Origin of the sequence: Acinetobacter sp. UBA3025 (assembly GCF_002367915.1) — a bacterium.
Lineage (GTDB): Bacteria > Pseudomonadota > Gammaproteobacteria > Pseudomonadales > Moraxellaceae > Acinetobacter.
Genome location: NZ_DFDO01000018.1, coordinates 1 through 11,098 on the forward strand (window position 1 = coordinate 1; position 11,098 = coordinate 11,098).

Genomic DNA, 11,098 nt, shown 5'->3' on the forward strand with positions numbered 1-11,098 from the left:
AATACATTTCCCTCTTTCGGAGGCTCCACGGTAAGCACATCCGTCGCAGCACCGGCAATTTTGCCTTCGCGTAAGGCCTGAGCCAAAGCCTGTTCATCGACGATTCCGCCACGTGCACAGTTAATTAAAAATGCACTTGGTTTCATCGTGTCCAGTTCGGCATGACTGATTAAATGACGGGTATCTTCCGTTAAAGGGCAATGCAGGCTTAAAAAATCCACTTGTGGCAATAACTCTGCAAATGGAATACGGGAATCATCTGCTGGACGGTTGGGCAAAGCTGCAATCAGTACTTTCATGCCAAAGGCTTCTGCCAGTCTGGCAACTGCATGGCCCAGCTCACCATAACCAACAATACCTAAGGTCTTGCCTGCCAATTCTACAATTGGCGCACCCAATAGACAGAACTGGCTGGCCTTTTGCCATTCGCCCTGCTGTACTGCACGTTGATAGGTTAAAAATGAAGTGGCCAGATTGAGCATCAGCATAAGGGTATGCTGAGCGACGGCAGAGGTGCCATAAGCCTGACAGTTACACACCACAATGCCACGTGCCTTGGCCGCAGCCAGATCGACATTATTGGTACCTGTGGCAGAAATCAGGATCAGTTTTAGTTGAGGACATTGCTGGATAGTTGCCGCGTCAATCATAACTTTGTTGGTAATGATGACATCGACATCGGCCACACGGGACTGAATCTCTGTAGCCGATGTGGCCGGGTATAAGACCAGCTGGTCAAATACTGCATGAAGTGCCTGAAAGTCCAAATCCTGTTGGTCTAAAGAAGCATAATCTAAATAAGCGGCTTTCATGGCTTTACCCTCAACCTTGTTTGACAATTTATTTTGATTGCCATTTAAAACAAGTCCTGCAGGGTTTTCAAGCAACTTACTGTCAGAAGTGGTTAATCTACAGACTTATCAATATGGTTACGCAAAGAACGGCGCACCTTATAAATTACATATACACTGAGAAAAATTAGAAAAATAAGAGAAGAACTGAGTAAGATCACTGCAGGATGCACACTTTCCGCGTGTGCAAAATTAGGCAGCATCAGTCCAAGAATAAAACAAATACTTGAAACGCGTATGGATTGCATATATTTACTCCCTTGTCATATAAACAACCGGGAGCGGTGTGACTATTTTTCATACCGCCTAAGACCATATTAGGCCTTAGCAAATATAAGTCAAGTATTTGTTTTTTAGAAAAATTTTTCGTTAGTTCATTTCACTTCGTGTCACAAACTGTGTATTTTTGTCACTTGCGTCAACGAAACCGGAAGCGCCGTATTCATCTGTATGCAAATTCAGATGCTTATAGCTGAACATATAAAAATCAGCATAGCGTTTCATGATAATCGGATGCATGCCTACATTTAATTCATCCTGCTCTTTGACCAGTTTCATGATATGCCGGTCATTCATTACCACCAGATAGCGCTCATCATTCAGATTGATGGTCAGCAAGCCATTACCTTTGGCATAAATTGGAATCAGGAATTTATGGTTCAGTGCAATCGCATCACCGGTATAGCTTTCGATCTTGTTGCTGATGACGTTAAAGACCAGTGCATGTCCATAGGTATCCAGCAATAACTGACGCTTTTCCTGCGGCAAATTAACGTGAATCCCAAGCTTGAGCAGATCCTGCTGATCCACCTGTTTATTACTCAGCAATTCACGCAAAATCACCTGTTTTTGCGCCGCATCAAAAAATTGGGTATCCAGTAGCAGATCATTATTTTTCAGGATACGCCCTAAAGCAAAACGATGCCTCGGCAGGATATTCTCAATCACCTTGCGATAATAGAACTTGCTGTTTTTCTTGACCCGACGCATTTTCTGGTAGAAATAACTTTCATCATATTCATGCAATAAAAAGTCATACAGCAGCTCGGAGCTGGCCAGAACAGCGATGGCGTCATGGCCGGTAAATGGCAGATGCAGTACATGATGCTGCGGAAGTACGGCTTCCAGTTTCAGGTAATGTGCCCGGTCTTCGGTGCAATACGGGTCATATACCAGAATATATTCCCGTTCCGGACTGACATCTTCTGCCTCAATCCGCATGCCTTCATTCAGTTCAGGCTGGTAAAACATGTTGTAGCGGGCATCTTCGACATCTTCCGGATCAATAGAATATTGCGGCACCATCGCCACCACTCTCTGAACATTCAGCAGATTGGAATATTTAATCGCAGCATAGCCACCCATGGAGCCACCATAGGCAATACGCTGCTGAAACGGCGCAATCAGCTCGGCAATGGCTTGCAACATGTTCCACATGGAACTTTTGGGAAACCAGGATTTATGTTTGGGCATGATTCCCAAAACATTAAATTCAAATTTCGCTAATGATTTTTCGGCATTGATGCTCAAGCCCTTGGCACGGGTAATCAAATCTCCAAATGAAAAAATCAATTCTGAAGATGACCCCGGCATAAAAATTGCGCGTATATGCTCATCTTCAAAAACAATCTGCTTATCCATAACTTTCCCGTGCTGGTGAATCTAACTTTTCGGCAACAATTCACTCAATGAATAGGGCCGAAAAAGTGAATATGCTATTTTATATCGATGAAAAAGATTAAAAAGCGCAAAATATGACACAATCACTGCATCCTGCAGCTCAACAGGGGTTTAGTGCAGCGGCTGAGCTTTATCAGCAGGTACGCCCTGACTATCCGGCAGATCTAAGCCCGTGGCTTACCGAGACACTGTCATTGCCTGTAGATGCAGATCTTGTCGATTTAGGTACCGGAACAGGTAAATTTATTCCCTATTTACGCCCGCTCAGCAGCCACATCACCGCCATTGATCCGGTCCCTGAGATGCTGGCCCAGTTAAAACTGGCACATCCGGATATTCATACCCTTGAAGGGATGAGCCACCAGCTTCCCCTGCCCGATCATAGCGTGAATGCTGTGTTTTGTGCACAGTCATTTCACTGGTTTGCCAATCTGGAAACCTTAAAGGAGCTGGATCGGATACTGAAACCTCAAGGCTTTCTGGTACTGGTCTGGAACCAGCGTGATATTACAATCGACTGGGTCAAAGCCCTGGCAGATTGTATTGCGCCACTGGAAGGTGATACGCCACGCTATCATAGTGGTGCCTGGCGTAAAGTATTTGAAGAACAGAATCTCTTTCAGCCTTATGCTGCAACGCAAATGCAACAGCTACAGCATGGCCCTGTCGAGCAGGTAGTTTCCAAACGCTTATTGTCAACCAGCTTTATTGCGGCACTACCAAAAGAACAGCAACAGCAGCTCAAGCAGCAATTCGAACAAATTATCAAAAACTATACGGACAAGGGTGCAGAAGATATGATTAATTTCCCTTATGTCACCTATGTTTATGTATTCAAGAAAAATAATTAGGAACAGGATTCACTCATGCACACGATTCAATTGATGTCACGAACTGCACTTTTCACTGCCGCCATGTTTTTGATGGCCTGTGACCAGAAAAGTTCACAATCTGTAGAACAGCAGGCAACGGAAGACTCTGCATCAGAGGAAATCATGCAGGAATTGAAAACTGGACCCGTGAAAAACTTCCCTAAAACAGAAGATGATCCACATGATATCGCTGCCTTAAATGACTATGAAGAACGTTTTCAGGAAATGAGTGCGGATCTGGAAGCTGAGCTCAATGGCATGCGCAATGATGATAATCTGACTCCGGAATTTGTCCAGCAACGTCAACGTGATCATGTCCAGTCTTCGCTAAATATGCTTAAAGATCTGGAGCTTAAAACTGAACAGGGCCGTTATATTCAGGGTTTGATGTATCAATACTGGGAACATCAGGAAAAACTGGTGAATAGTCCCAAATCTCAGGCGACTACCGTAAATGAAGCCAGTGAGAATGTGAAAGGTCTGGGCAAATATCTGCATGCCCAAGAGCAACTGGAACGCTGGCGTTCGCAATATCCAGAGATGACCACCGCAAATAAAGCCCCAGCACAATAAATAATACATTTCAGGAAGCGGACGCTTCCTGAAATTTTATATGCAGTTCTAAGATTTAACTTTCACTTTCTGAAGAATGCGTATTATTGAGCTTGAACTAAATATTGCTGCACCCCTTCTGCGGCTGCTCGTCCAGTGGCAAAACAGGCTGTCAGCAAGTAACCCCCTGTAGGCGCATCCCAGTCCAGCATCTCACCACATAAGAACACATGTGGATTGGATTTAAGCTGAAGCTGCTCTGACAGAACCTCGCGTTTAACACCACCTGCACAGCTAATCGCTTCCTGTATAGGACGGAAACCTGTTAAAGGAATTTTCAATTGCTTAATCTGCTGTGCTAATTCAGTAGCATTTTGCCAAAGTGGCTTTGGTAACAGTTCACGCACCAGAGCAGCTTTTGCACCATCCAGACCTGCTTTCCGCCAGATATTATTCAAAGACTGCTTTTTACTTGGCTGTAATTTTTTAGCTAATTGTTCTACGGTTTGATCCGGAAAAAGATCCAGATTCAGCTGCATCGGCTGCCCTTGTTTCAGCTGTTGACGCAGCCCCCGCCCCTGTTTATAGATCAGACCACTTTCCAGACCATAGCGACTGATCACAATATCACCCATAGTCTTGTCACCGCCATCAACCCAAGCTTCGACCCGTTTCAGTGGCTGACCGAAGATTGGCTGCATAAACTTGGACCATGGATATTCCACACCCGCATTGCTGGCTTGGAAAGGTTCAATCTCGCTGCAATCAAGCCATGCTTGCCATTTCCCATCACTGCCGAGTTTTGACCATGACACTGCACCACAAGCCAAAACAATCGCATCAAAGTTTTCTGTGAATGCGCAATCATTTTTTAAATCATGGATCTGTAGCTGATGATTTTTCAGATCTAGAATTTGATGACGATAATGAAATTGTACCCCTTGCTCAGTTAAACGTTTTAACCAGACACGCAATAGTGGAGCGGCTTTCATTTCTGTAGGAAAAACTCGACCTGAAGAACCAATATAAGGTTCAATGCCAAGATCTTTCATCCAGTTTTGAATCCATATCGCATCCCAGCGTTTGATCCAAGGTTCTAACCAGTCTACCTGATCATAACGCTGCACAAACTGCTCGACGGGTTCGGCATGAGAAATATTTAGGCCGGTTTTCCCAGCCATCAGGAATTTACGGGCAGCCGAAGGCTTCTGTTCAAACACATGAACTTCATAATCAGACTGGCTCAGAACTTCTGCAGCCATCAAGCCTGCCGGGCCAGCACCCACAATTGCAATGCGTTTCGTCATGGCTTATTCCGCCGAACTCGCATTCTGCCCTTGTAACGGCTGAAACTCATCAAAACGCGTTGTATAGCCTTCCGGTTTACTAATAATCAATTGCTGGCACAACTCACCACGCTCTAGATATTTAATTTCAAAATGAGTTCTTGCCGAGTCTTGGCCAATGACTTCTTTAACAAAAGGCAGCTTCCACAGGTTTTGAACCTGCTGCTCTGCCTCCTCAATATATTCAGGAATGTTACTCGCTAAAGTAATCGTGCCACCAGTTTTTAAACGCGATAATAAAAACTCAAAAAATGGCATATTCAACCAGCGCTGCGCCGGGTTATGCGGCTCAGGGTTCGGATATAAAATAAAAAACTGTTCGACTTGTGCTGGATAGAGTGCATGCACAATCCACGGCAAGGCATCGGCATGAACCGTTTGTAAATTCGGCTGTCCTTCCAGCGCATGCTGTTTTTGCATGGCCAAAAATTTCTCTCGAGTCCGCTCGATCGCTATCAGCTTGCTGTTCGGATTGGTCTGGGTAAAGAGCAATGCGTGTTTACCTTTGCCCGCACCGATTTCCACACAAACCGGTTCAGAACTGATACTTTGGAAATCACGAGGCGCATGCATACGCTGTGCTTGAAATTGACGAATCGACATAATCAGATCAAACTAATAAAAACTGTATAAGTCTAACAAGTGCAGTTATATTTGCCTAATCGAAGCTTTATTTTTCTAGGGAGTGTGCTGATGCCGACCACTTTAAAATGTCCACGCTGTGGCAAACTGACCACTTGGGAAAATAATGAATTTCGTCCTTTCTGCTCGGAACGCTGCAAAATGATTGATCTAGGTGCTTGGGCCAGTGAGGAATACAAACTGCCAACCCAAGATGCTCCAACAACTGAATCTTCTGAAGAAGACTGAACCTTTTAAAATATCCTATTTAAGCATATCCTAAATAATCACATGATTTTTATAAAAGGCTTATAGAAAACCAACACAAGTTAACAGCACATATGCCAGTTTAATACTATGTTCTTACGCAGAAATATCACATTATTTTAGAGCAAGAACATGGGCTACATTATTCTAAAGATCATTTTAATTGGGGTAGGAATACTTGCGATATTGTCATTAGGGATAGGCATTTTCCAACAGGATGGCTTATTTATTGTTGTTGGAATTCTCCTTGCCATTATGACTTGGCTGATCTATACACAAACCCGCCAGTCTTTGAATAACCCTTTTAGCAAATAAAAAGACCAGCTAGGCTGATCTATACACCTACTTTAACCTGCTTTTCCCGCAACGAAAGGATTATGCTGTTTTTCAAAACCAATATTGCTGATCGGACCATGTCCTGAAATAAACCGGGTTTCATCCGGCAGGCTAAAACATTCGCGCTGGATTGAATCGAGTAGCTGCTGGTGATCGCCACGCGGAAAATCTGTCCGTCCAATTGAGCCTTTAAACAGTACATCCCCTGTCCATAACAAAGCATGGTTCCTGTTATAGAACATTACATGACCTGGAGTATGGCCCGGGGCAAAACGTACTTCAAACTCTTCATCACCCAGTTTGAGAACTTCTCCACCTTCCAGCCATTGCGTGACTTCTACTTTTTCCGGAATCGGAAAACCGTAACGGGCAGACACTTCCTGAATCATATCTAACCAGAATGCATCGTCCTTATGCGGACCAATCACCGGCACATCCCAAACTTTTTTTAAAGCACCAACTGCTCCAGCATGATCGAGATGACCATGAGTCAGCCATAAAGCCTTGACCGTTAAGCCCAGTGCTTCTACTTCCGCTTTTAATTTTTCAGGTTCGCCCCCTGCATCAATCAAAACGGCCTCTTTACTGTCACTATCCCAAAGAATCGAGCAGTTTTGCTGAAATGCAGTCACAGGAACAATTTTGACTTGTAACATAGGATAAGAAACCTCAAAAGATTAATGGGCAAGCGTCTGGTTCAATGCTTCAAGATTAGCCTGTAACAGTGTATTGAGCAATTGCACATGATCCTCACGATTGTTCAAAGCCGGAATATAACTGTAACTTTTCCCGCCATTGGCCTTGAAGGTCTCTCCATTTTCCATGGCCAGCTCTTCCAGTGTTTCCAAACAGTCGGCCGAGAAAGCCGGACTCATCACCTGAATTGATTTCACGCCCTGTTTGCCCCACTCTTCAATTAAGGCATCCGTATAAGGCTTAACCCACTCCTGTTTACCAAACCGAGACTGGAAACTAATTGCATATTGATCTTCAGATAGACCTAAAGCTTCTGCAACCAGTTTGCCTGTGATCCGGCAACGATCCGCATAAGGATCACCTTTATCGGCATAGGGCTGCGGGATACCATGAAATGACATCAATAGTTTTTCCGGCTGCCCATGAATCGCCTGATAATCCCGAACACTTTGTGCCAGTGACTGAATAAATAAGGGATGCTGATAATAATCGCGGATAATCGACAGACCAGGTAAATTGCGCTGTTTCAGCACCCATTTTGCGACTGCATCATACAGAGGTGCGGTAGAGGTCGCTGAATACTGGGGAAATAACGGAAACAGAATAATATGATCTTGCGGTTGAGCCGAAATCTGATCAAGAACAGCCTGAATATTGGGATTGCCATAGGTCATGGCAGGCACCACATTCAGTTCAAATTGCGGATATTGTTCAATGAGCTTGGCCTTTACTTGACTCACCTGCTGCAGCAGAATCTCTCGCATCGGTGAATCCTGGCCCCAGACCTGTGCATAGGCACGGGAAACCCGCTTAGGACGGAACGGTAAAATAAATAAACGCAGGATGAGTTGCCAGATTGGCTTGGGAATTTCAATGACACGCTGATCAGATAAAAATTGCTTCAGGAAATCGCGTACTGCTGACACAGTCGGTGCATCAGGTGTACCTAAATTTGCCAATATAATCGTAACTTTCGGTTTAGCTGTAGAAAACATGCAGTACGCCCGTCGTAGTATCAACCTGCTTACTTTAACAGCTTTTTACTTATTCTCTATATGGATTAATACACTGACTTATATTGAAAAGTACGATCTTTATCCAGCAAGTTACTGTCCAGCAGTTTTTGTGCCTTAGGCGTAATCTGCCAAAGCAGACGCTGACGGTCATCACGGCCTGACGGTACAATCCAGTCATTCTGGCGCATTTGCAATTTCAGGCTATGCAAGGCGCGAATATTAATCTGGGCACGGGCTACAGCATGTGCACGCGGCATTTCCGCTCGTGCATCTTCCAGACCGGTTTCATTCAAATACTCATTCATACGCTTGGAGAAAAATTCCTCCGGCGTTGGATTAATGAAGGTAGAACCGAGAATAGCCAGCAATTGTGCCCAAGTCAGTCTCTTCTGAACTTTCAGCTCTTTAAAGTTACCATCCTGATAGGCATGCATACGGTATTCGAAGGAGAAAACTTCATGCATAGACACTTTCGGCAGGCTCAGGAAAGGGTCTACTTCACGCGTACCACCATCTCGTTCCAGTTGGGCCACTTTGGCTTTGAGCTGGTCAATCTCGTCATGCAAGGCTTGAGTATTCTGAGGACGTACCCAGCCACTTACCGGATAACGTTCCAGCATTTGCGGCATGTTCAAACGTACCGCCATTTCCAGATCGCGCAAGGTACGATAGCAAAAGACCTGATCAGCTTCCTGCTGCAATAACTGACGAAATTCTTTAAATTTTTCTTGTAATTCAGGTTTCGCATCGTGCAATGAAGGATCACGTGAAGCCGGATCTTCATGCATAAACACAATAATCGGTTTCTGCTTGGTCACAGCGTAAATGTATTCCAGATGCATATAACCTACACCGGAAACCGACTGCTCGCCATACTGGCTACCCAGCAGAATCACCACATAATCACAATCATCAATCTGGCGACGTGCAAATGCAGTATTTAAAGGAGTGCGTTGTTCCAGCCCCCAGGAAAAGAAACCCATGCCGACCAAAGTTTGTGACAAGATGATCCGCTCTGGCTGCATTTCTGCACCAGAGGTGGAGATAAACACCTGATAACGTTTATCGAGCATTGGTTATCCTCTTTTACTGCACATTGATCTGGCCGGCTAAACCCTGCCCTGACACAATATGACGACCCCAGTATAAAAATATATCTTTCAAAATTATAAGATGAGTGACGGTCGCCTAGCTGACTTCTGTCTCCATATTGCTGACCTGCCATTTAATATCGGCTGGAATCAGATGCCCTAAAATCGGCTGGAGCTGTTCAGCATTTTGACCACTAACCACAAGTCGGATTTTTAGACTGTCCTTGCACTCATGTTCAAATAATAACCCATTTTTGATCAAAATTCGGGCCGTTTGTCTCGCAACCGCGAATCCTGAGTCAATTAATGTCAGCTTTTGACCAAAAATATACTGAATTGACGATTTTAGGAAGGGGTAATGTGTACATCCTAGCACTAAATAATCAGCACCCTGATCAACAACCGGTTGTAAAATCTGAGTTAATGTCGCCAGACACTCAGGACTCATCTGCTGACCGGCTTCTACAAAAGGCACCAGATCCAGACAGGTTACCGGAATTACTTTGACCTGTGCCGGCTCGGCAAAACGGGTCATGACATCTTTAATCAGCTGGCCACGAAAGGTTGCAGGTGTGGCCAGAACGGCCACCGTTTTGGATTGGGTATTGAGGACTGCAGGTTTGAGCGCTGGCACCAGTCCAATGATAGGAAAGTTTTCACCATAATACTCACGTAAATAATCCAGGCTAAATGCAGAAGCGGTATTACAGGCAACGACTGCAACTTTACAGCCTTCACGATACAGCCATTCAATCGCTCGCGCAGTTAGGTCACGGATTTCCTGATCTTTACGGGGCCCATAAGGTACGTAAGCCGTGTCGGCATAATAAACAAAGCGTTCATTGGGCAAATACCGGGCAATTTCCAAAGCAACCGACAACCCTCCCACACCAGAATCAAAAATCCCGATAGGTGCATCAGCACTGGCTTTAGGCATGGGATCTACTAAGGGATAAATCGGTTGGATAGCGCTCATAACGTTGCTAGTTGCTTGTTTCAAATGACCTTGCGACAAAGCTTAAACCTCAGGTGCTTAAATGCAAGTCTAAATCACCACTTTTCAAGCTTAAAACCGTCTCTCCAGCAGCATTTTCACCAAGCTCGCCCATCTCCACCAGATGTAAAAAAGCAGCCCGCTGAATCAGCGCATTGATTCCAAAACGCACATGCACATAAGGGCGCAATTCATCCTGATACTGACGCATAAAGATAGGATGTTCGCTATCGACAATAATGATGTCCTGAGTCGTGGTGGTCAGTTGCAGGTAAGTCCTGCCTTCAATCTTGACCTGATCGACCTGATTTACAAACAGAGGTTCATCTTCGACCTCGATTTCAATCATTTCAACCGGCGTCTTTAGATAGAATTTTCCTTCTTCTTTCCAGAGTACCGTGGAAAACAGGTCTATCATCGGCTGACGCTTGATCAATTGACCTTCGTGCCACCATTCTCCATTGGCCAAAACCTTGAGATCCATTGCGCCACAATGCTTTGGCTGCCATTGATCCAAAGGCGGGATTGACCTTTTGTGACTGCCCTGTGCATCTTTTAAGTATTGTGCGATATCCATTAAATTTTTATCATCGCTAGAAGCTACTTTTTTCGTCGGATTTTTCTCGGGTGCTGACTTATTCATATAAAGAAGACCTTAATGACGGAAAAATAATATGTTTCAGCCAATTGGCTTAACCTGGGTTTAAAACTATACTAGCCCAGATGCTTAAAGACACTACTATTTTCGTGTCTGGGAATTCAGAACACTCATGGCA

The 11,098-nt window shown here is 44.5% G+C and carries 14 protein-coding genes; 4 read left to right on the top strand and 10 right to left on the bottom strand.

The annotated features are described in order from the left end of the window. From B4J23_RS00655 to B4J23_RS00660, 3 genes are all read right to left on the bottom strand, one after another. Nucleotides 1–812: NAD(P)-dependent oxidoreductase (locus B4J23_RS00655; RefSeq protein ID WP_291358283.1), on the bottom strand; the 812-nt coding region annotated here is incomplete at its 3' end. A 92-nt stretch (nucleotides 813–904) separates the two neighbouring features. Further along, a complete protein-coding gene (locus B4J23_RS14335; protein ID WP_004781776.1) occupies nucleotides 905–1,099 on the bottom strand; it encodes a hypothetical protein in 195 nt (64 codons plus the stop codon). A 121-nt stretch (nucleotides 1,100–1,220) separates the two neighbouring features. Beyond that, complete coding sequence (locus B4J23_RS00660; protein ID WP_180053329.1) at nucleotides 1,221–2,492, bottom strand: hypothetical protein; 1,272 nt, start codon at nucleotides 2,490–2,492, stop codon at nucleotides 1,221–1,223. A 113-nt stretch (nucleotides 2,493–2,605) separates the two neighbouring features. On the opposite strand from B4J23_RS00660, the gene B4J23_RS00665 reads away from it, so the two are divergent. After that, the gene (locus B4J23_RS00665) at nucleotides 2,606–3,382 is read left to right on the top strand and encodes a class I SAM-dependent methyltransferase (protein WP_291358286.1); all 777 of its coding nucleotides are present in this window, start codon (nucleotides 2,606–2,608) and stop codon (nucleotides 3,380–3,382) included. A gap of 15 nt (nucleotides 3,383–3,397) precedes the next feature. Next, nucleotides 3,398–3,976, top strand: a complete 579-nt coding sequence (locus B4J23_RS00670; RefSeq protein ID WP_284880052.1) for a hypothetical protein — start codon at nucleotides 3,398–3,400, stop codon at nucleotides 3,974–3,976. 83 nt (nucleotides 3,977–4,059) lie between these two features. On the opposite strand, the gene B4J23_RS00675 is transcribed toward B4J23_RS00670, so the two are convergent. Further along, the gene (locus B4J23_RS00675) at nucleotides 4,060–5,262 is read right to left on the bottom strand and encodes a TIGR03862 family flavoprotein (RefSeq protein ID WP_291358291.1); all 1,203 of its coding nucleotides are present in this window, start codon (nucleotides 5,260–5,262) and stop codon (nucleotides 4,060–4,062) included. Between the two features lie 3 nt (nucleotides 5,263–5,265). Further along, on the bottom strand, nucleotides 5,266–5,910 hold the full coding sequence (locus tag B4J23_RS00680; RefSeq protein ID WP_291358307.1) for an SAM-dependent methyltransferase: 645 nt from the start codon (nucleotides 5,908–5,910) through the stop codon (nucleotides 5,266–5,268). A gap of 84 nt (nucleotides 5,911–5,994) precedes the next feature. On the opposite strand from B4J23_RS00680, the gene B4J23_RS00685 reads away from it, so the two are divergent. Then, the gene (locus B4J23_RS00685) at nucleotides 5,995–6,171 is read left to right on the top strand and encodes a DNA gyrase inhibitor YacG (protein ID WP_179992857.1); all 177 of its coding nucleotides are present in this window, start codon (nucleotides 5,995–5,997) and stop codon (nucleotides 6,169–6,171) included. A gap of 150 nt (nucleotides 6,172–6,321) precedes the next feature. Then, entirely contained in the window at nucleotides 6,322–6,504 is a 183-nt protein-coding gene (locus B4J23_RS00690; RefSeq protein ID WP_262737801.1) for a hypothetical protein, read from the top strand. A 32-nt stretch (nucleotides 6,505–6,536) separates the two neighbouring features. Here the strand turns inward: B4J23_RS00690 and B4J23_RS00695 are convergent, their stop codons facing one another. The 5 genes from B4J23_RS00695 to B4J23_RS00715 form a co-directional block, all read right to left on the bottom strand. Further along, nucleotides 6,537–7,181 (bottom strand): MBL fold metallo-hydrolase, encoded by a 645-nt coding sequence (locus B4J23_RS00695; protein ID WP_034704815.1) that lies wholly within the window; start codon nucleotides 7,179–7,181, stop codon nucleotides 6,537–6,539. Between the two features lie 21 nt (nucleotides 7,182–7,202). Next, nucleotides 7,203–8,216: a ferrochelatase gene (hemH, locus tag B4J23_RS00700; protein WP_291358298.1), complete on the bottom strand. Its 1,014-nt coding sequence runs from the start codon at nucleotides 8,214–8,216 to the stop codon at nucleotides 7,203–7,205. Nucleotides 8,217–8,281: 65 nt separating this feature from the next. Next, nucleotides 8,282–9,310 carry a DUF4062 domain-containing protein gene (locus tag B4J23_RS00705; protein WP_166138036.1) on the bottom strand — a complete coding sequence of 343 codons (1,029 nt, stop codon included), beginning with the start codon at nucleotides 9,308–9,310 and terminating at the stop codon, nucleotides 8,282–8,284. Between the two features lie 115 nt (nucleotides 9,311–9,425). Next, the gene (gene murI / locus B4J23_RS00710) at nucleotides 9,426–10,304 is read right to left on the bottom strand and encodes a glutamate racemase (RefSeq protein WP_291358302.1); all 879 of its coding nucleotides are present in this window, start codon (nucleotides 10,302–10,304) and stop codon (nucleotides 9,426–9,428) included. A gap of 49 nt (nucleotides 10,305–10,353) precedes the next feature. After that, nucleotides 10,354–10,965 carry a DUF1285 domain-containing protein gene (locus tag B4J23_RS00715; RefSeq protein WP_291358305.1) on the bottom strand — a complete coding sequence of 204 codons (612 nt, stop codon included), beginning with the start codon at nucleotides 10,963–10,965 and terminating at the stop codon, nucleotides 10,354–10,356. Nucleotides 10,966–11,098 lie beyond the last annotated feature (133 nt).